This is a genomic window from Pseudomonas sp. ESBL9 (assembly GCF_036668715.1).
In the GTDB taxonomy this organism is placed as follows: domain Bacteria; phylum Pseudomonadota; class Gammaproteobacteria; order Pseudomonadales; family Pseudomonadaceae; genus Aquipseudomonas; species Aquipseudomonas lundensis.
Genome location: NZ_JAZEVV010000001.1, coordinates 336,024 through 355,345 on the forward strand (window position 1 = coordinate 336,024; position 19,322 = coordinate 355,345).

25 protein-coding genes, 1 tRNA gene and 1 pseudogene are annotated in these 19,322 nt (G+C 54.6%); 20 read left to right on the forward strand and 7 right to left on the reverse strand.

Annotation, left to right across the window (positions count from 1 at the left end; translation table 11 throughout):
- Nucleotides 1-130 precede the first annotated feature (130 nt).
- Nucleotides 131-325 (reverse strand): hypothetical protein, encoded by a 195-nt coding sequence (locus V6F78_RS01380; RefSeq protein ID WP_047277613.1) that lies wholly within the window; start codon nt 323-325, stop codon nt 131-133.
- A 133-nt stretch (nt 326-458) separates the two neighbouring features.
- On the opposite strand from V6F78_RS01380, the gene V6F78_RS01385 reads away from it, so the two are divergent.
- The gene (locus V6F78_RS01385; RefSeq protein WP_047292922.1) at nt 459-764 is read left to right on the forward strand and encodes a hypothetical protein; all 306 of its coding nucleotides are present in this window, start codon (nt 459-461) and stop codon (nt 762-764) included.
- A gap of 159 nt (nt 765-923) precedes the next feature.
- Nucleotides 924-1,235 (forward strand): I78 family peptidase inhibitor, encoded by a 312-nt coding sequence (locus V6F78_RS01390; protein ID WP_048377032.1) that lies wholly within the window; start codon nt 924-926, stop codon nt 1,233-1,235.
- A 69-nt stretch (nt 1,236-1,304) separates the two neighbouring features.
- Here the strand turns inward: V6F78_RS01390 and V6F78_RS01395 are convergent, their stop codons facing one another.
- Nucleotides 1,305-1,517, reverse strand: a complete 213-nt coding sequence (locus tag V6F78_RS01395) for a cold-shock protein (RefSeq protein WP_003179963.1) — start codon at nt 1,515-1,517, stop codon at nt 1,305-1,307.
- 294 nt (nt 1,518-1,811) lie between these two features.
- Nucleotides 1,812-2,138 (reverse strand): hypothetical protein, encoded by a 327-nt coding sequence (locus tag V6F78_RS01400; RefSeq protein ID WP_332726472.1) that lies wholly within the window; start codon nt 2,136-2,138, stop codon nt 1,812-1,814.
- 355 nt (nt 2,139-2,493) lie between these two features.
- Between V6F78_RS01400 and thrS the strand changes: the two genes are divergently transcribed.
- The 9 genes from thrS to V6F78_RS01445 all read left to right on the forward strand — a co-directional run bounded on the left by thrS (nt 2,494) and on the right by V6F78_RS01445 (nt 9,937).
- The gene (gene thrS, locus V6F78_RS01405) at nt 2,494-4,416 is read left to right on the forward strand and encodes a threonine--tRNA ligase (RefSeq protein WP_047292933.1); all 1,923 of its coding nucleotides are present in this window, start codon (nt 2,494-2,496) and stop codon (nt 4,414-4,416) included.
- Nucleotides 4,416-4,967: a translation initiation factor IF-3 gene (gene infC, locus V6F78_RS01410; RefSeq protein ID WP_169835808.1), complete on the forward strand. Its 552-nt coding sequence runs from the start codon at nt 4,416-4,418 to the stop codon at nt 4,965-4,967. The genes thrS and infC overlap by 1 nt, the downstream gene beginning before the upstream one ends.
- A 60-nt stretch (nt 4,968-5,027) precedes the next feature.
- Nucleotides 5,028-5,222: a 50S ribosomal protein L35 gene (rpmI, locus tag V6F78_RS01415; RefSeq protein ID WP_002553160.1), complete on the forward strand. Its 195-nt coding sequence runs from the start codon at nt 5,028-5,030 to the stop codon at nt 5,220-5,222.
- A gap of 29 nt (nt 5,223-5,251) precedes the next feature.
- Complete coding sequence (gene rplT / locus V6F78_RS01420; RefSeq protein WP_047275143.1) at nt 5,252-5,608, forward strand: 50S ribosomal protein L20; 357 nt, start codon at nt 5,252-5,254, stop codon at nt 5,606-5,608.
- A gap of 109 nt (nt 5,609-5,717) precedes the next feature.
- Complete coding sequence (gene pheS, locus V6F78_RS01425) at nt 5,718-6,734, forward strand: phenylalanine--tRNA ligase subunit alpha (protein ID WP_047275141.1); 1,017 nt, start codon at nt 5,718-5,720, stop codon at nt 6,732-6,734.
- Between the two features lie 26 nt (nt 6,735-6,760).
- A complete protein-coding gene (pheT, locus tag V6F78_RS01430; protein WP_169859002.1) occupies nt 6,761-9,139 on the forward strand; it encodes a phenylalanine--tRNA ligase subunit beta in 2,379 nt (792 codons plus the stop codon).
- Between the two features lie 3 nt (nt 9,140-9,142).
- Complete coding sequence (ihfA, locus tag V6F78_RS01435) at nt 9,143-9,445, forward strand: integration host factor subunit alpha (RefSeq protein ID WP_002553164.1); 303 nt, start codon at nt 9,143-9,145, stop codon at nt 9,443-9,445.
- Nucleotides 9,426-9,782 carry a MerR family transcriptional regulator gene (locus V6F78_RS01440; protein WP_047275136.1) on the forward strand — a complete coding sequence of 119 codons (357 nt, stop codon included), beginning with the start codon at nt 9,426-9,428 and terminating at the stop codon, nt 9,780-9,782. Before ihfA ends, V6F78_RS01440 begins: the two co-directional genes overlap by 20 nt.
- Nucleotides 9,783-9,860: 78 nt before the next feature.
- Nucleotides 9,861-9,937: transfer RNA gene (locus tag V6F78_RS01445), tRNA-Pro, on the forward strand.
- Nucleotides 9,938-10,006: 69 nt separating this feature from the next.
- On the opposite strand, the gene V6F78_RS01450 is transcribed toward V6F78_RS01445, so the two are convergent.
- The 4 genes and pseudogenes from V6F78_RS01450 to V6F78_RS01465 form a co-directional block, all read right to left on the reverse strand.
- The gene (locus V6F78_RS01450) at nt 10,007-11,185 is read right to left on the reverse strand and encodes a tyrosine-type recombinase/integrase (protein ID WP_332726473.1); all 1,179 of its coding nucleotides are present in this window, start codon (nt 11,183-11,185) and stop codon (nt 10,007-10,009) included.
- A gap of 292 nt (nt 11,186-11,477) precedes the next feature.
- On the reverse strand, nt 11,478-11,681 hold the full coding sequence (locus V6F78_RS01455; RefSeq protein ID WP_169862635.1) for a helix-turn-helix transcriptional regulator: 204 nt from the start codon (nt 11,679-11,681) through the stop codon (nt 11,478-11,480).
- Between the two features lie 287 nt (nt 11,682-11,968).
- Nucleotides 11,969-12,805, reverse strand: a pseudogene (locus V6F78_RS01460) (DNA cytosine methyltransferase); the annotation flags it as partial.
- Nucleotides 12,806-12,845: 40 nt separating this feature from the next.
- Nucleotides 12,846-13,112, reverse strand: a complete 267-nt coding sequence (locus tag V6F78_RS01465) for a hypothetical protein (RefSeq protein ID WP_332726475.1) — start codon at nt 13,110-13,112, stop codon at nt 12,846-12,848.
- On the opposite strand from V6F78_RS01465, the gene V6F78_RS01470 reads away from it, so the two are divergent.
- From V6F78_RS01470 to V6F78_RS01510, 9 genes are all read left to right on the forward strand, one after another.
- Nucleotides 13,111-13,545: a RusA family crossover junction endodeoxyribonuclease gene (locus tag V6F78_RS01470; protein WP_332726476.1), complete on the forward strand. Its 435-nt coding sequence runs from the start codon at nt 13,111-13,113 to the stop codon at nt 13,543-13,545. The two genes, V6F78_RS01465 and V6F78_RS01470, sit on opposite strands and share 2 nt — an antisense overlap.
- Before the next feature lie 40 nt (nt 13,546-13,585).
- Nucleotides 13,586-14,188, forward strand: a complete 603-nt coding sequence (locus V6F78_RS01475) for a hypothetical protein (RefSeq protein ID WP_332726477.1) — start codon at nt 13,586-13,588, stop codon at nt 14,186-14,188.
- Nucleotides 14,189-14,192: 4 nt separating this feature from the next.
- Nucleotides 14,193-14,810, forward strand: a complete 618-nt coding sequence (locus V6F78_RS01480) for a hypothetical protein (protein ID WP_332726478.1) — start codon at nt 14,193-14,195, stop codon at nt 14,808-14,810.
- A 174-nt stretch (nt 14,811-14,984) separates the two neighbouring features.
- Nucleotides 14,985-15,320 carry a phage holin, lambda family gene (locus V6F78_RS01485; protein ID WP_332726479.1) on the forward strand — a complete coding sequence of 112 codons (336 nt, stop codon included), beginning with the start codon at nt 14,985-14,987 and terminating at the stop codon, nt 15,318-15,320.
- Nucleotides 15,317-15,928, forward strand: a complete 612-nt coding sequence (locus V6F78_RS01490) for a glycoside hydrolase family 19 protein (RefSeq protein ID WP_332726480.1) — start codon at nt 15,317-15,319, stop codon at nt 15,926-15,928. The genes V6F78_RS01485 and V6F78_RS01490 overlap by 4 nt, the downstream gene beginning before the upstream one ends.
- Nucleotides 15,925-16,164 (forward strand): hypothetical protein, encoded by a 240-nt coding sequence (locus V6F78_RS01495; RefSeq protein ID WP_332726481.1) that lies wholly within the window; start codon nt 15,925-15,927, stop codon nt 16,162-16,164. Before V6F78_RS01490 ends, V6F78_RS01495 begins: the two co-directional genes overlap by 4 nt.
- 14 nt (nt 16,165-16,178) lie before the next feature.
- The gene (locus V6F78_RS01500) at nt 16,179-16,520 is read left to right on the forward strand and encodes a hypothetical protein (RefSeq protein ID WP_332726482.1); all 342 of its coding nucleotides are present in this window, start codon (nt 16,179-16,181) and stop codon (nt 16,518-16,520) included.
- A complete protein-coding gene (locus tag V6F78_RS01505) occupies nt 16,517-18,859 on the forward strand; it encodes a hypothetical protein (RefSeq protein WP_169862581.1) in 2,343 nt (780 codons plus the stop codon). The genes V6F78_RS01500 and V6F78_RS01505 overlap by 4 nt, the downstream gene beginning before the upstream one ends.
- Entirely contained in the window at nt 18,846-19,313 is a 468-nt protein-coding gene (locus V6F78_RS01510; protein WP_097192775.1) for a hypothetical protein, read from the forward strand. Before V6F78_RS01505 ends, V6F78_RS01510 begins: the two co-directional genes overlap by 14 nt.
- Nucleotides 19,314-19,322: the final 9 nt, after the last annotated feature.

Consider the following 19,322-nt stretch of genomic DNA (forward strand, 5'->3'; position numbering starts at 1 on the left):
GATGCGGTTCGCTCATCGAGTGTCTTCGGCAGCGTGACGAGCTTGGTCGCTCGGGTTCAACGGTTAAGTGAGTGAGCGCGCGGCATGGAGACTGATGCGAAAGGAGCGGGAGGGTTGAGTCTCTGAATCCTCAGGTTGTCTTTACAGGCAGGCCATATTTTTCGAAGACCTGATCGGTAAAGGCCTTTGCCGCTTCCGTGCCGAGTTCTTTTACCAGCAGGTCTATGCCGATAATGGCCAACTCTTCGGGGCTGCCCGGGCTGTAAGAACACTGTCCCTGTTGCCATTTCGCCTTGATGTCGGCGTCAATACTGACGTTGCTCATGGTTGGACTCGTTGCGTTAAAACGCTGGATCTTAGCAAAATGCCATTGAGATGCCATCAGTGTGGCAGCAGCCATGCGCGCCAGACAGCCCGCTGGCGTGTCACACTGACCATTTGAGGGAGTGGGCATTACGATGCATATCGATTTGAATAATCCAGAGGGGTTGACGCCGGAGGCTGTCAGGCAGCTATTGGCCTCGGCCAGTGATGATGTGCACACGCAGTTACGCGTAACCAAAGACGGGCGCGCGTACCTCTCTTCAGGCGTGGTGGGCGGTACAGACATTGACGGGCTGTTGTTCAGGCTGGAAACCTGGGCAGCGGGTTCCGGGTATGTGGGCAACGTTGCAGCCAGTGATGAGGTTTGGGTCATGCAAATCTTCAATGCCTTGAAGGAGAATTGGCCCAATCCACCGTTCGATTACATCGATGTGTATTGATGCAGCACACATTCCGTGACGATTAAGTAAAGGCGATACACTGCTTGTCGTCCAAAATCACGCGCCTGCGGTCACGCGTAATTCTTGCCTGGCGCTGTGCAACCTCTTTGCGCAAAAGCTGTCGCAAAGGTCTCGACTATTTACTGTTAAGGAGGCTCCATGTCCTGGAAGCTAGTGTCATTGGGTTCATTGCTGGCCGTGCTGGCGTTGTCTGGGTGCAGTACGCCGAGTTCTGACCAGGAACCTGCGACCACCCCCACCGCACACACGCGTTGTGACGCTCAAGCTGCAGCCTTTGCGGTCGGGAAAAAAGCGTCGGCGCAGCTCCTTGAGCAAGCCCGCGTCAAAGCCGGTGCGCAGACCGCTCGTATCCTCGGGCCCAACGATGTCATGACGCTTGAGTACCGCTCAGATCGCCTGAACCTCAATGCCGATGGCAATGCCGTCATTACGCGCGTGAACTGCGGGTAAGCAGTTCGCGTTTGTAGCAGGCACAAAAAACCCCGTCACCTGGACGGGGTTTTTTTGTTCGAAGGAGATTTACTCCGGACGAACCTGTGCAGCTTGCATACCCTTTTGGCCTTTCTCAGCCACGAAGGAAACGGTCTGGCCTTCTTTCAGGCTTTTGAAACCGTCGCTTTCGATAGCTTTGAAGTGTACGAACAGGTCGTCACCGCCACCTTGAGGAGTGATGAAGCCGAAGCCTTTTTCATCGTTGAACCATTTTACGGTGCCGGTTTGGCGATTAGACATGGTGTATCTCCAAGAAACTTATATTTTCAGTAGTACTGTGCTGCTCAGGCCAACTGGGCACACTTGGCTATCATAGTCGAAATGTGAGATTTGGGAGCCCCCCTGCGTCACTGTTTGATGCTTTATCAGCGTGTTCGAGCTGCGATGAAGGCCTGAAAGCCCCGTCTTATGGGGCTTTGACAATTAAAATGGCGCTTAAAAAAAGCATTATTTCTTACGTTTTTTTATACGGATGGCCACTTCTCATGCCTTTTGTGCTCGGTCAGGGCATAGGCAACCGCATCTTCGGGGTGTTTATTTCTTGGGTTTGGCGGGGACGGCCGCTGTAGCACGGCAAGACTGAATAGCATCCAGAGCTTGTGTGCGCAGTTCAGCGCTAGGTTGTACCGTTTTGCTCATCAACTGCTTGATCTGTGCTGTTGAAAAATTGGCCGACAATTTATCAGCGCCGCATGCGCAATATTCTTCAGCCTTTTTTTTGTCGATGTTTTGGCTGGCAGCAGCGACGCAGTCCTTCATGTAGTCTTTTTTAAGGACTGCAGGCCAATTGCCCGCGTGAGCGCTCAGTGGCAGAAGCAGTGCCAATGGGGTTGCGAGAGCCAAAAAACGTTTCATGGACATGTGATGTTCCTTACAGAATGTGAGGCTAAATGTGATTCACGCAGTATTTGAGGGGCCAAGTGCAGCTCAAGTTCACCATTTTGCAACGCGGGCAGTATTTTGGCTGCCTCAAGCTGAGCCCGCCATCATGTCGTCATGTGTGTTAGCATGCCGCCCTTGGTTTGTCGTGGTGATGTTCTGCATCCCGCGAAACAGAGCCATACACTTTTGATTTGAACTCCAGTCACTCTGGTTCGGTTAACGGTTGGCCGCAAGGCTCCTGCCACTGTGAGGCAGGCTCACCACCGAATCGCGTACTGGCTCATCCCAACCCACGTGACCTTTGGTAGGGGTCACCACTAGGAGAGGAGGCGCCATGCCAACTATTACTCTTCCCGACGGCAGTCAACGTTCTTTCGATCATGCAGTTTCAGTCGCCGAAGTTGCCGCTTCGATTGGCGCAGGTCTGGCGAAAGCCACTGTAGCCGGTAAAGTCAACGGCAAGCTGGTTGATGCCTGTGACCTGATTGAAAATGACGCCACGCTGCAAATCATCACGCCCAAGGATGAAGAGGGGCTGGAGATCATTCGTCACTCTTGCGCCCACCTCGTTGGCCATGCAGTGAAGCAGTTGTATCCAACGGCCAAAATGGTCATTGGTCCTGTCATTCAGGAAGGCTTCTACTACGACATTTTCTACGATCGTCCTTTCACCCCTGAGGACATGGCTGCTATCGAGCAGCGCATGCAGCAGTTGATCGAGAAAGATTACGACGTCATCAAGAAAGTCACGCCGCGTGCCGAAGTGATCCAGCTGTTTTCCGAGCGCGGCGAAGATTACAAGTTGCGCCTGATTGAAGATATGCCTGACGAGCAGGCCATGGGTCTGTACTTCCATGAAGAATACGTCGACATGTGCCGTGGTCCTCACGTGCCTAACACGCGTTTCTTGAAATCGTTCAAGTTGACAAAATTGTCGGGCGCCTACTGGCGTGGCGATGCTAAGAATGAGCAGTTGCAGCGTATTTACGGCACTGCGTGGGCTGACAAGAAGCAATTGGCTGCCTACATTCAGCGCATCGAAGAAGCCGAGAAGCGCGATCACCGCAAAATCGGTAAGCGTCTGGGGCTTTTCCATACTCAGGAAGAAGCGCCCGGGATGGTGTTTTGGCATCCAAACGGCTGGACCCTTTACCAGGTTCTTGAGCAGTACATGCGCAAGGTGCAGCGTGAGAACGGGTATCTTGAGATCAAGACCCCTCAGGTTGTGGACCGCAGCTTGTGGGAAAAGTCCGGTCACTGGGCCAACTACGCTGAAAACATGTTCACGACTGAGTCGGAGAGCCGCGATTACGCGATCAAGCCAATGAACTGCCCGTGCCACGTGCAGGTCTTTAATCAGGGTTTGAAAAGCTACCGTGAGTTGCCAATGCGTCTGGCCGAATTCGGTGCTTGCCACCGTAACGAGCCGTCGGGTGCTCTGCACGGCATCATGCGGGTTCGTGCATTCACTCAAGACGATGCGCATATCTTTTGTACTGAGGAGCAGATGCAGGCCGAATCGGCGGCATTCATCAAGCTCACCCTCGATGTCTATGCTGACTTCGGTTTCAAGGATATCGAGCTGAAACTGTCTACTCGCCCTGAAAAGCGCGTGGGTTCGGATGAGTTGTGGGATCGCGCCGAAAGCGCATTGGCCTCGGCGCTTGACAGTGCTGGCCTGGCGTATGATCTGCAGCCGGGTGAAGGCGCCTTTTACGGTCCGAAGATTGAGTTTTCTTTGAAAGATTGTCTGGGTCGTGTCTGGCAGTGTGGTACCTTGCAGCTCGATTTCAATCTGCCGATTCGTCTTGGTGCTGAATATGTCTCCGAAGACAACAGCCGCAAGCATCCGGTTATGCTGCACCGCGCGATCCTTGGATCGTTCGAGCGTTTCGTCGGTATTCTGATTGAACACTACGAAGGTGCGTTCCCTGCGTGGTTGGCGCCAACCCAGGCAGTGATCATGAATATCACTGATAAACAGGCCGATTTTGCTGCTGAAGTTGAAAAAACTCTCAATCAGAGCGGATTTCGTGCCAAGTCAGACTTGAGAAATGAAAAGATCGGCTTTAAAATCCGCGAGCATACTTTGCTCAAGGTTCCTTATCTCTTGGTTATCGGAGATCGGGAAGTCGAGATGCAGACTGTCGCTGTGCGTACACGTGAAGGTGCTGACCTGGGCTCGATGCCCGTCGCGCAATTCGCTGAATTCCTCGCACAAGCGGTTTCCCGGCGTGGTCGCCATGATTCGGAGTAATTATTATTAAGCGTGAAATGAGACAAGATAAACGAGCTGCACCGAAAGCCCCGATCAACGAGAATATCTCGGCACGCGAGGTTCGGTTAATCGGAGCTGAGGGCGAGCAACTTGGCATTGTCCCGATCGAAGAAGCGCTTCTTAAGGCTGAAGAAGCCAAACTGGATTTGGTGGAAATTTCCGCTGATGCAGTACCACCTGTTTGCAAGCTGATGGATTACGGCAAGTCGATCTTCGAAAAGAAGAAGCAGATTGCCGCAGCGAAGAAAAACCAGAAACAAATCCAGGTTAAAGAAATCAAGTTTCGTCCAGGGACGGAGGAAGGGGATTACCAGGTAAAACTGCGCAACCTGGTACGTTTCCTGAGTGATGGGGACAGGGCCAAGGTGTCGTTAAGATTCCGTGGTCGTGAGATGGCCCACCAGGAGCTGGGTATGGAACTGTTGAAGCGGGTTGAAGCTGACCTCGTCGAATACGGGACCGTCGAACAGCATCCTAAGATGGAAGGACGCCAGCTGATCATGGTCATCGCCCCGAAAAAGAAGAAGTAACCACCAGGGCACGGCAGGCCTTGCGGTTATGTTTATCAACTGAATGCGGAGTATCCGAACATGCCAAAGATGAAGACTAAAAGTGGTGCTGCTAAGCGGTTTCTGAAAACTGCTAACGGTATCAAGCACAAACACGCTTTCAAGAGCCACATCCTGACCAAAATGTCGACCAAGCGTAAGCGTCAATTGCGCGGTAGCAGCTTGCTGCATCCGTCTGACGTGGCAAAAGTCGAGCGCATGCTGCGCCTTCGTTAATTTTTGGTTAAGACTAGAGGAAGTAACTCATGGCTCGTGTAAAGCGTGGCGTTGTCGCCCGTAAACGTCACAAAAAAATTCTGAAACTGGCTAAAGGCTACTACGGTGCACGCTCGCGCGTATTCCGTGTTGCCAAGCAAGCGGTAATCAAGGCAGGCCAATACGCCTACCGTGACCGTCGTCAGAAAAAACGTCAGTTCCGCGCTCTGTGGATCGCTCGTATCAACGCTGGTGCACGTATCAACGGCCTGTCTTACAGCCGTTTCATCGCCGGCCTGAAAAAAGCGTCCATCGAGATCGACCGTAAGGTTCTGGCTGATCTGGCAGTGAACGAAAAAGCGGCGTTTGCTGCGATTGTCGAGAAAGCTAAAGCCACTCTGGCTTAAGTACCCCCGACAGTCACTTGGGCTTGCCTATGTAAGCTTGGGTGTTAAACGTCATAAACAGGGGAAGAGCCTTCAAGCTCTTCCCCTGTTTTGTATCTGGAGTCTGTACATGGAAAACCTGGATGCGCTGGTCTCTAAAGCACTAGAGGCTGTTGAGAGCGCTGAAGATATCAATGCCCTGGAGCAAATCCGGGTTCTTTACCTTGGTAAAAAAGGCGAATTGACTCAGGTGATGAAGACCTTGGGGAATTTGCCGGCAGAGGAGCGCCCACAAGTAGGCGCGCTCATCAATGATGCCAAGGAGCGTGTCACAGTGGTTCTCAATGCGCGCAAGGCTCAGTTTGAGGAGGCCGAGCTGGCCGCCAAACTGTCTGCCGAATCCATTGATGTGACCCTGCCTGGTCGCGGCCAGACCTCCGGCGGTCTGCATCCGGTAACCCGGACTCTGGAACGTATTGAGCAGTTCTTCACCCACATTGGCTACGGCATTGCCGAAGGCCCTGAAGTTGAAGACGATTACCACAATTTCGAGGCGCTCAACATTCCGGGTCACCACCCGGCGCGCTCTATGCACGACACCTTTTATTTCAATGCGAACATGCTGCTGCGTACCCATACCTCGCCGGTCCAGGTCCGTACCATGGAGTCAAAACAACCGCCGATCCGCATTGTCTGCCCGGGGCGTGTTTATCGCAGTGACTCGGATATCACCCATTCGCCTATGTTTCATCAGGTTGAAGGCCTGCTGATTGATCGCGATATCAACTTTGCTGATCTCAAAGGCACGATCGAAGAATTCCTTCGGGTGTTCTTTGAAAAAGAATTGGCCGTTCGTTTTCGCCCTTCTTACTTCCCCTTCACCGAACCCTCGGCAGAAGTCGATATGGAGTGCGTGATGTGCAGCGGCAAGGGTTGTCGCGTCTGCAAACAGACGGGCTGGCTCGAGGTGATGGGGTGCGGAATGGTTCATCCTAATGTTCTGCGCATGTCCGGCATTGACCCTGAAGAGTTCTCGGGTTTTGCTTTCGGCATGGGCGTAGAGCGTTTGGCCATGCTGCGTTACGGTGTGAACGACTTGCGTCTGTTCTTCGATAACGACTTGCGGTTCCTCGGACAATTTCGCTAGTCGTAACGCATTTTTAGGAGAGCAGGATGAAATTCAGTGAACAGTGGCTGCGTGGTTGGGTTAACCCGCAGGTAGAACGCGATGAGCTGGTTGCTCGTCTGTCGATGGCTGGCCTGGAAGTGGACAGTGTTGCACCGGTTGCCGGTGCATTTAGCGGTGTTGTTGTGGGCGAGGTATTGACCACTGAGCAACACCCGGACGCTGACAAGCTTCGTGTTTGCCAAGTAACCAATGGTATCGAAACTTTTCAAGTTGTCTGCGGGGCACCGAATGTGCGTCCGGGTCTGAAGATTCCGTTTGCGATGATCGGTGCTCAGTTGCCGGGCGACTTCAAGATCAAAAAGGCTAAGCTGCGCGGTGTTGAGTCCAATGGCATGTTGTGCTCTCAAGCCGAGCTGCACATTGGCGAGGGTAATGACGGTCTGATGGAGCTTCCTGCGGATGCTCCGGTAGGCGAAGATATTCGCGTTTATCTGAACCTCGAAGACGCGAGTATTGAGGTCGATTTGACCCCGAACCGTGGCGATTGCTTGTCATTGGCCGGTCTGGCTCGTGAAGTGGGGGCTTTGTACGCAGCAGAAGTGACACGCCCGGTGATTGAGCCTGTCCCTGCCGTACATGACGAAGTCCGCTCTGTAGAGGTGTTGGCGCCATCGGCCTGCCCTCGTTATCTGGGACGTATCATTCGCAATGTGGACTTAACCCGCCCTACACCCTTGTGGATGGTGGAGCGCTTGCGCCGCGCCGATGTGCGCAGCATCGATGCTGCGGTCGACATCACCAATTATGTGATGCTGGAGCTGGGGCAGCCTCTTCATGCATTTGATCTCGCCGAAATCAACGGCGGTATTCGTGTACGTATGGCGGAAGAGGGCGAAAAGCTGGTCTTGCTTGATGGCCAGGAAGTGACCTTGCGCAGTGACACATTGGTGATTGCAGATCATCACCGTGCGCTGGCTATTGCTGGTGTGATGGGGGGTGAGCACAGCGGCGTATCGGCGACCACGCGAGATGTATTTCTTGAGAGCGCCTTTTTCGATCAGATTGCCGTAGCAGGCAAAGCACGTTCTTACGGCTTGCACACGGATGCCTCCCACCGCTATGAGCGTGGAGTGGACTGGAACCTGGCCCGCGAAGCCATGGAGCGCGCCACTGGCTTATTGCTGGAGATTACAGGCGGGGAAGCAGGTCCGATTATTGAAACTGTTGCCCAGCAATTCCTGCCTTCGATTGCGCCCATCACCTTGCGTGCCGCGCGTATCAGTCAGATGCTGGGAATGGAGATGGACGGCAGCGAGGTCGAGCGTTTGCTCTGCGCCTTGGGACTGACAGTCACTGCAATTGGCCAAGGGCAGTGGCGCGTAGAGGTCCCAAGTCATCGTTTCGATATCAGTCTGGAAGTGGATCTGATAGAAGAGCTGGCTCGCTTGTATGGCTATAACCGTCTTCCAGTCCGTTATCCGCAAGCTCGCCTGGCGCCTCAGGCCAAGGCCGAAGCTCGCAGTGATTTGCCAGAACTGCGCCGTTTGCTGGTAGCGCGCGGATATCAAGAAGCTATCACCTACAGTTTCATTGACCCTAAACAGTTTGAGCTTTTCAGTCCTGACCTCGAGCCTTTGCTGTTAGCCAATCCTATATCCAATGATATGGCTGCAATGCGTGGTTCCTTGTGGCCTGGCCTGGTCAAGGCATTGCAACACAACTTAAACCGTCAACAGGATCGAGTTCGTCTTTTTGAAAGCGGACTGCGCTTTGTCGGGCAGCTTGAAAGTCTCAAGCAAGAGTCCATGCTGGCGGGCGTTGTGTGCGGCACTCGCTTGCCTGAAGGTTGGGCGCAGGGTCGTGAAACAGTCGACTTTTTTGACATAAAAGCTGATGTAGAAGCTGTGCTGGGCTTTGCGGGTGCTTTGGATTCTTTTGAATTTGTCCCTGGTCAGCATCCGGCGCTCCATCCAGGACAGACTGCACGCATTGAGCGAGATGGTCGTCTGGTAGGTTTTGTAGGCGCGCTTCACCCGGAACTAAACAAAAAACTGGGTCTGGACAGGCCGGTTTTTGTTTTTGAGCTGGTGTTGGCTGAAGTGGCATTGGGCAAAATGCCGAAATTCTCGGAGCTTTCGCGCTTTCCGGAAGTCCGTCGCGATTTGGCATTGATTGCCGATAAAGACGTGGCTGCCCGTGATGTGTTGAATATCATCCGTGAAAATGCGGGCGAATGGTTGACAGACTTGAGGCTTTTCGACGTTTACCAAGGTAAAGGTATTGATCCCAATAGAAAAAGCCTTGCAGTCGGCTTGACCTGGCAGCATCCATCGCGCACTCTTAATGACGATGAGGTGAATACCACGACGCAGAACATCCTCACCTCGCTCGAACAAAGGTTGAACGCCACGTTAAGGAAGTGACGTATGGGGGCTCTGACGAAAGCTGAAATGGCGGAACGTCTTTATGAAGAGCTGGGCCTGAATAAACGTGAAGCCAAAGAATTGGTGGAGCTTTTTTTCGAAGAGATCAGGCACGCTCTTGAAGACAACGAACAGGTCAAGTTGTCCGGTTTTGGCAACTTTGACTTGCGTGACAAGCGACAGCGGCCTGGCCGCAATCCGAAAACGGGAGAGGAAATCCCGATCACGGCACGCCGTGTGGTCACCTTTCGTCCAGGGCAGAAGTTGAAGGCCCGAGTAGAGGCTTATGCTGGAACCAAGTCATAACGACGAGCTCCCGCCCATTCCAGGCAAACGCTACTTCGCCATAGGCGAAGTTAGCGAATTGTGTGCGGTCAAACCGCATGTACTGCGATATTGGGAGCAAGAGTTTCCTCAACTGAATCCCGTAAAACGGCGCGGAAATCGCCGGTATTATCAACGCCAGGACGTGTTGATGATCCGGCAAATTCGCGCCTTGTTGTATGACCAAGGCTTCACAATTGGAGGTGCGCGACTGCGCCTTTCAGGTGATGAGGCTAAAGATGATACAACTCAGTACAAGCAATTGATCCGCCAAACCATTTCAGAGCTTGAAGATGTTTTGCTGATCCTTCGCAAATAACTTGGCGAATACTACTTCCTCTTTTCCAAAGCTTAGGGTATATTTGCAGCGTTATTTCAATTAGTTCTAACGCCTAGTCGGGGCGTAGCGCAGTCCGGTAGCGCACTAGCATGGGGTGCTAGGGGTCGAGTGTTCGAATCACTCCGTCCCGACCATATTATTCAATGACTTAGCCCAACTTTCGCGAGTTGGGCTTTTTCATGCTCAGGGACTTTTGCGGGGGATCATCCCGTTTTCCTCCTCAAGATTGTCAGTGCTGGCCCTCGCGAGTCAGTCGATGAAGCTTTATTCGCCGCGTCGATCAGTTGCCCAAGCTCTGCGGTAGAATAGTGGCTCGTAATGCTTCCATTCTTATGCCCAAGCAATGCCTTTCGATCCTCCAGTGTCACGCCTGCTGCACGTAGCCTTCTGCCAAAGGTGTGCTTCAGGTCGTGAACCCGGATTGATACGAAACCCGGCAAAGCAGGGCGCAGGTATTTCTCCTGCCATATCTTCGCTGCGCGTACTCGCGCCTTCTTCCAGGCTGAATCATTCATCCTGTGCATCCCGGTGCCGTCATAAGGAAAAACCCATTCCTTGCTCAGGCCCCGTTGCCTCTCGATAACTGACTTGGCCACCCCGTTCAACACCACAAGACGATCCTCGCCGTTTTTAACGCCTGAGGTTTCTCGTCTCCCGCCAAAGCCTGCTGGAATCAGAAACACGCTGGTATCCAACTCGGGCACAGCAATCTCCCAATCCCAGCGCAACTTACAAACCTCTTGCTCGCGACAGCCGGTGTTCACCTTGAACATGGCCATGCGCTGCAAGTGAGCCGGAAGCTCAGCAAACAAGACTGACTGCTCTTCCCATGACAAAGGGTAGGGTTTCCGGCAGTTCGTTTTCTCGTCCAGCATGCTGATCATTGGCACCGACTCAAGCCAAGGCCGCTTCTCAGCATCCCGCCACTTCCTTGCACACAGATTCAAAATCCTGACGACTCGTTGCAGGGCGATGTTGATTGTCATGTTCGCAACGCCGGGTTTGATCTTGCCGGTCTTTGTCAGCCCCGGTGCCTGCCTGTCCTTGATGAACTGCGCCAGTGTCCCGTCATCGACGTGGGTTATGGGCAGATCGCCAAGGTAAGGGTCCAACTGCTCGATGTGGGATGCAGATAAAGCAATCGAGGGTTGGTCTTGGTACTCCACCAGAAAACGGGTGGCGGCCTCGCGCCAGGTTCGCACCTGACGCACACCGTAAATCTTTTCTTGCCTGAGCTTTTCCAGCCGGTGAATCAAGTACTGCTCGGCTTCTTCCCTTTCGCACGTTCCAGTGCTTTCTTGAAGTCGTGTACCTCGGACGACCTTGTCGATGTGCCAGATACCGTTCCTCTCGTAGAGGCCGGAGATCGTTTTTCGCGCCATTGTGTTTCTCCCGGGCGCCCACTGCGAGGCGGATTGTTGTCCCGTAGCGGTGCTTTTTCAACCGATTTGGTCTTGATGTAGTTGTCTGCCCACTGATCGAGCTCGTACCTGTCGAACCCAACGCCTTGTGCGCCGATACGAATTTCCTGCACGTAAGGCCGCACCATTTCAGTAAATGCACCCCTCGACATGCCGAGGTAGGCGGGCGCTTTACCGGCCCTGAGAATGCGTGGCGGACATTGATCTGCCCTTGCTGCTGCACTTGCCATAGGTAACCCCTGTGTTTGCGGCGTTACCCGCGTGCCGCCATTCGTTCGTTGACCCAGCCCAAGACTTCGGCTTTAACCCAGCGCACAGCGCGAGGCCCGACACGGACTTTCTTCGGGAAAGCGCCTTTATTGACCATGTCGTAAATCTTGGTGGTCTTGAAACCAGTGATTTTGATCACCTCGGGCAGCGCGATCAGTTCGGTTGGTTGAGTCTTTTCATTGTCCATAGGGGTACCTCGCCATGCCGGTTAAGGCTGGTGTGTTTGAGATTTTGGGGAGGTTGTCGAGCAGACTATCTGACGACCGGTAATTGATTCGTGAACTGTCGTGATAGGGAGTGATTTTGCGGTATGCGATGTGGAAAAAACCCAAGAGGTTTCATTTTAGTCGTGACAACAGAATCGGTATCACCTCCTTGAAGCGGTGATACCGACATGCAAACCCTGAATGATGTCCTCAAAGCAATCTCTTCGATGCTCGTCATCTTGTTTTACCTGAAGAAGCTGGGATGGCTCTATGCAGCTTCGACCTGGTTCTCCACCGCCCTCCAAGGGTCGTTGGCTCTTGCTAGTGCAGCCATTGGCGGCGGGCTGACGCTGTTGCCGCACATATGGACCTGCTGGGTTTTGGTGAAGGGCTTGCCGTCGGCGCCGTGGCTAATGATGTAGTCGGCGGGGAAGCCCTGGGCCTTGTACAGCTCGGCCGGTTGCAGCATCCGCAGGCAGATATCGACGATCACATACGGTGTGCCTTTAATGGTCACTGTGACCAGGGCCAAGCGATCCCGGGTTGTGATGGTCGGGGTCGGTTCGTTGGCTCCGCTCACGTTCTCGGTTCCGTAATAGCTGATCAGGAATGCCGCGACCCGAAGTGCGCCGGCTTCTACCTCTGGGGAAAGTTGCAGCTCGACCAGTGAGCTCTTGCCGCCACCTCCGGCCGTGATGGTAGGCGCGGGCTCGTCCAAGGCTTGGCCGACACTTGCGCCGAACTGGCGCTCAAGGAATGCAGTCATTAATCCGTGGTGTGTACCGCCTGCGCTGATGGTGTGCAGTGGGTCTTTTAAGTCCCGGGCATCGCAGTTGCCGCGCAAGTGCACCAAGTTGGCGGTGACCAGTTGCTGCTGGCTGCCGGTATTGGTCACTGTGGTCATAGGGGCGTCCATGCTTTTGGCGGCGGTGGTATTGAAGCCGCCATTCATCTGCGCCATGAACACCGTTGAAATCCCCATTGCATGCGCAGCACCGGCTGAGCGCTTGTAATTCCCGCCGCTGGTGATTGTTGGCAACGGCTCATCCAGCGCCTTGCCTTCATCGGCAAACCTGAACTTCACCAGGTGCGCTGCTGCGATTGCATGTTTAACACCGCCCGCCACCAGCACGTTTGACCTCAAATCAGCGACGCACAACGACAAGGCTCTCAAGCAACGCTTTGAGCGCAACTACGCCATCGTCATACGCCGTGCTCAAACCGGCCAGCCACTGGAGGGGCGCATTTCCCGCGGGATTGGCCACGACAGCACCCGGCCACGTGAACAGGTCCAGTTGGAGTACTCGCGCAAGGAAGCTGAAGCGCTGGTCGTCGCACAAGGCATCCCAACCAACTCGCAATCCGCCAGGGCAATGCTGCTGGCAAAGCTTGGTATTCGGAGAGACACGCATGTCTGATCTCAAACCTGTTTCGTTCGTGGTACCAGGCGAGCCACAAGGCAAGGGCAGGGCGCGCATTGGCAAGGTCGGAAACTTCGCTCGCATGTACACACCAGCCAAAACCGTGGCCTACGAGGGGGTTGTTGCTCTTGCTGCGCAGGACGTGATGCAAGGCCGCGATCTGATCGAAGGCCCGGTGATGATCGAGCTGCGCATTGTCCACGGTGTGCCTCAATCCAAGTCGAAAAAATGGAAGACCCTGGCTCTGGAGGGGAAAGAGCCCTGCACGAAAAAGCCGGACGCAGACAATGTGCTCAAAGCTGTCTGTGATGCTCTCAACGGCGTTGTGTTCAAGGATGACGTGCAGGTTACGGACGGATCGTTTAAACGGCGCTGGGGCGATACGCCGGGTGTCCACGTACGCATTGTGCCGCTGTGCCAGTGATTGAACAGAACTACGCAGAACTACGCAGCATGGGGGAAGTATGAAGTTGAACAGTGCTCGTAGGGCTTGGCATGACTGCGCTTACATCCAGTCTCGGGGCGGCCTGTCTTCGCTTGAGCAACGTTGCCTCCTGGGTACCGCTGTGCAGACCACTGAACGCGGAGTAACCGCAGATCACTCGGTTCATTCAACGCTGGCGGGCTGGATTCAATCAGCAATCGCAAAGCTTCATCCGCAGGTTCGTGTGTTTGGTGAGTTTATGTATTCGCCGCACATCACCCGTGAGCTGACTGAGGACATACGGGAGGCTGCCGAGGAAGTGGTTTTCGGCATGGCGCTGTCGAAGTCTGGACGGATGACCAGGGCAAAGCGGGAGAAGGCGGTGTATGTCTTGGCTGGAGTGCTGTATCGGTACCAGTACATGCACCAGGGCGGACAGTCCGCGAACCCTGACCCGCTGGCGAAGCCGGAGACGTTTCGGGCCTGGCTGTTTGATCGGCACCGGGTACGCATTGAGTCGTGCGCCTGGGCGCGAGATTGGGAACCTTTCATACGCGTCGCGTTTGACTGCTGCGAGGATCTGGATAGGATGGCACTTAGCCCGATCGCGGCCATTATTTATCAGATGAAAGAGGCGGCATAGGGATATGGCTGATCCTGTTACGGTTACGATTGGAACTTTAGATGTTCTGAAAATTGCTTTTGGAGGCGGTGCTACTGCGGCGCTTGTCGGAGGTGTTTTTCAATTGATTCGCGATTTCATCAAAAATAAGCGTGAGGACATAAAGAACGCTAGAACCGATGCGATTCATCTAATTACAAAGTTGGATGTTCTGGCAATGAATTGTGCCAAGAGCCATTGGCGTTTCGTTGAAGACATGGAGGACTATAAGAGAAACCGCTGGGGAGACAACAGTTATCCATCATGTCAACAGCCTCAACTCGAAATTGACCAGTCGGAGCTCAGCAGAATTGACTACAACATTGCCGCCCAGATTGCATGGCTGGAAAATGAGTTTCTTCTTGGGAAGCAAATGATCTCAATCAAGATGGAACTTAGCTCTGATCCTCCAGAGATCGAAGAGGCATTTTCAGATCTGGTCGGTCACTACGGGTTTCGGGGGCTGAAATTGGCTGAAGAGTTACAGAGGAAGTACGATATTGAGGGGGACGAACTCATCCTAAGGATGAAAAATCGAGTCATTGATGACACTTTGGAGCGGGCCTCCATGAACGTTAGACAGTTTTTATCCTCAATGAATTGACTTCCCGCACGGCTGGCGGCACCATTTCTCCACTTTCCGTACTTCGCTCAGAGCGAAGGCAGACCAAAAGCCCGGCCTATGAGTCGGGTTTTATGTGCCTAAAACAAAACTCCCCAGACCCCGCCATCGAGCGGGGTTTTCTATTTCCAGCCCCGCCAAAGGGGAGAATTCGAGATGCCGAACATGCCAGATAAACCAGACACATGGGCGAGCCTGTTTGCGTGGCTGAACGATCACTCTCCCTTGCTCTGTGCGGCGTTGCTGTCTGTCGTAATGGCTGGCCTGCGGATCGCTTACGGCGGCGGCACTTGGCGGCAAATGCTTGTCGAGGGCGCTATTTGCGGCTGCCTGACGGTGACCATCATCAGCGGCTTGGAGTTCTTCGGGCTTCCTCAAACCATGTCCACGTTCGTGGGCGGCTGGGTTGGCTTCTTGGGTGTGGAAACGATTCGTACTGTTGCTGACCGTTACTTGGGCATGAAGATACCCAGCCGAGGTGAAGGGCAATGATCATCACACAATCACAGCTGCGCGAAATCATGGGATGTTCCGGCACCGTGGCCATGACCTGGTGCGATCCAGTCAACGCAGTGATTCAACGGTTCAAACTGGACACAAAAGTGCGGGCCGCAGCGTTCCTTGCGCAGGTCGGGCACGAATCAGCACGGCTGACGCGCCTGGTGGAAAACCTGAACTACAGCGCTGAGGGGTTGGTTGCCACATGGCCCAAGCGCTTTGACACCAAGCTGGCCGCGCAGGTGGCCCGCAAGCCCGAGCAGATCGCCAGCATCGCCTACGCCGACCGGCTGGGCAATGGCTCTCAAGCCTCTGGCGATGGCTGGAAGTATCGCGGGCGCGGCCTGATCCAGATAACCGGCAAGTCGAATTACCGCGATTGCGGGGCTGTTTTGGGCTTGGATCTGCTCAGCAATCCGTCGCTGCTTGAAATCCCAACCAACGCGGCTATGTCTGCCGGCTGGTTTTGGAGCATGAACGGGCTGAATGCCCTGACCGACGCTGGCGAGATCGAAACCCTGACCCGTCGAATCAATGGCGGGCTCAACGGTTTGGCAGACCGTAAGGACTTATTGGCGCGAGCCATGCGGGTGCTGACATGAAATATCGCAAGCAACCCGAGTTTGTAGACGCCATCCGTTGGACGGGGTCGAACCTGGACGATGTGACCGCTTTCTGTCGCGCACTGGTGTTGTCTGGTGGCTTTGGCTTCACCGACCGCCAGAACGGCCAAGTGGTGATGAACACAGCAGCAGGCACACAACGCGCTGAGCCGGGCGAGTGGATCGTCAAGGGAGCTGACGGTTCGTTCAAGGCGGTTACCCGGCCGACTGCTTGAAGGTGCGCAACATTGTGCAACCCGGGTGGCGCCGTGTATTACGCAGTGACCAGCAAATCCCGTTCCTGATTGGTTATGACCCCGGCGGCCGCGTGATTCACACCGACCAACCCGAAGCTGTATGCCGCTTCACATTTAAGGTCGAAGACTCCACGTTCTTTGATCCGCAGTTTGCTGACGCGCTGGCTTGGCGGCTGGCGATGGAGCTGGCGTTGCCGCTCAGCTCCAAGCCGGACTTGCAGCAGTTTGCAGCCCAGCAGTACAGACAGGCTCTCACCATCGCTGAGGGTTCCGCTTTCCAAGAGTCTCAGGACGATCCAGAGCCTGAATCTGAATTCATTACGGTGCGCTCATGAGCAGTGTCCTCCAGCCTACGTTTGCGGCGGGTGAGCTGTCGCCATCCGCCAGTGCACGTACCGATATCGCCCGTTACTACACCGGCCTCAAGCTCTGCCGTAACTTTATGGTCATGCCTTACGGCGGTGTGCGTAACCGCCCAGGCACTGAGTTTGTGTGCGAGGTCAAGGATTCGACCAAGCGTTGCCGGCTGATCCCGTTTCAGTTCAACGATGTACAGACGTACGTGCTGGCATTTGGCGACCTGAACATGCGGGTGATCAAGGACGGCGGGCAAGTGCTGGCCAGCGCCGGGCCAAAGATGGGGCAGCCCTTTGAGCTGGCATTGCCCTACACCCAGGCTGATTTGGACCAACTGAACTACACGCAGTCGGCGGACGTGATGACGTTCGCCCATCCAGGCTACAAACCTCGTGAGTTAAGCCGATTGGCCCACGACAACTGGACAACCGCTGAAATCAGTCTGGCGCCACGCATTGTTGCGCCTGCAACCGCAACGGCGGTTAGTGCTGGTGGTGCTGGGGTTAAGCAGACGTGGCGCTATCAGGTTACGGCCGTGCTGGATGATGGCAACACCCTGGATGAATCGTTGCCTGTCACCTCCAACAGCATCGAGAGTTTCGCGGACACAGCCGCGGGCACGATCACCTGGGCGGCCGTAGCAGGAGCCACTTACTACATCATTTATAAAGACAATGCTGGCGCCGGGATCTACGGCTTTATCGGTCGCGCGGCAGGCACCACGTTCACCGACCAAAATATCACGGCGGTTAAGACTGACACTCCGCCTAACGGCAACGATCCGTTTGTGGGCGAGGGTAACTACCCAGGTGCCGTTGGCTATTACCAGCAGCGCCTGGTGTTTGCCGGTAGCAATCTGAACCCGCAAACGGTGTGGATGAGCAAAACCGGACTGTTCAAAAACTTCGGCTTCTCAATCCCGAACAAGGACGACGACGCAATCACCTTCACCATTGCCAGCCGCGAGGTGAACCGTATGCGTCACCTGCTGGGCCTGCGCAAGCTACTCGGTTTGACGTCGGGCGGCGAGTGGACCTTCTCCGGTGCCGACACGGGGCTTACCGCCAAAACCATTCAGGCGAGTCAGGAAGGGTATGACGGTTCTGCATTGGTGCCGCCCGTGGTGGTGGGCAACAGCGCCGTGTACGTGCAGGCGCGTGGTAATCGGGTGTCATCGTTTGGTTATTCGCTGGATGCTGATGGCTTCGCGGCTGACGATCTGACCATTTTCAGCGCGCATCTTTTCCGTGGGCGCGAGCTGACCAATGTGGCGTACCAGAAGATCCCTGACTCGATTGTCTGGTACGTCCGCGATGACGGCATTTTGCTGGGCCTGACCTACAACCCCAAGCAACAGCTTGTCGGTTGGCACTGGCATGACACGGACGGCTTTGTTGAATCCATTGCCTGCATTCCAGAGGGGCAAGAAGACGCGCTTTATATGGTGGTACGCCGCACCATAAAGGGTGTGGTAAAGCGCTACATCGAGCGCATGGCCAGCCGCCAGATCAAGTCGATTGAAGATGCGTTCTTTGTCGATTCCGGTCTGACCTATGACGGTCGCAACGCCGATACCACTAAAGCCATGACACTGGCCGGTGGTGATAACTGGCAGTTTCCCGAGGTCGTAGCCCTGAACGCCGTGGGGCATGAGCCTTTTACCGCCAAAAGCGTGGGGGTTGAATACTCACTCAGCGCCGCCGTCATCGACGAAAACGGAGACGACAGCACCGACATTGTGCGCGTTGAGGTGGTCGAGTTTCACAGCGCCAACCATGTCAGCGTCAAATTGTTGGTCATCTGCCCTGAATCGTTACGCAACATGCCCAGATCGACGTGGGCTCGGCAGGTTCAAACCCTCAAAGGTTTGGACCACCTTGAAGGCAAGACGGTTTCTATCCTGGCTGACGGCAGCGTCCATCCCCGGCGGGAAGTGGTGAACGGGGCAATTACCCTGCAAGAGCCTGCGGGGATTGTGCACGCAGGGTTGCAGTATTTTTCCGACATGGAAACCCTCGACCTTGAGCTGAAAAACGCCAACGAAACCGTGCTCGACAAGAAGATTGCCGTCACCTCGTTGACGGTGTTGGTTGAAGAGTCTCGGGGGATTTTTGCCGGTACCGACAAGGCTCATTTGTACGAAAACAAGTTCGAACGTGAGACCTACGAGCAGCCTATCGACCTGCTGACGGGGCGCGCTGAAATCCCAATTTCCAACAAGTGGGAAGGTAACGGTCGGATCTTTATCCGTCAGGCAGATCCGCTGCCGCTGTCGGTGCTGGCTGTGATTCCGGAGGTGACCATTGGCGGGCGCTGAGGTTTTACCGGTATCGGTCGAAGAAGTGCCGGCCATTGCCAGCATCGTGCGCCAGGCGGACATAGACGAAATCACCGAAGCGTTAGGCATCCCTATGGATCAAGCGCTTTACGAAGCCCTGCGCGGCAGTCTTAACGTCAAAAAAATCGTAGTCGGTGGGCAAGTTGTCGCGGTCTTTGGGGATGCGGTGCACAGCCTGCTTGGTTCGGTTGGCGTGCCCTGGCTTATCAGTACGGTGCACGTTGAGCGTCATGCTCGCGCATTTCTTAAGATCTGCAAGCCAGAGGTACAGGCCATGCTGACCCGCCATAAGCACCTGCTCAACTACGTCGATGTGCGCAACACCGTGGCCATTCGCTGGCTTAAGTGGCTCGGTTTCGAGTTTGGCCCAGCAGTTCCATACGGTCCCCGACGCTTCCTGTTTCACCCCTTTACCCTGAATCGAGAGAGCTGATTATGTGCT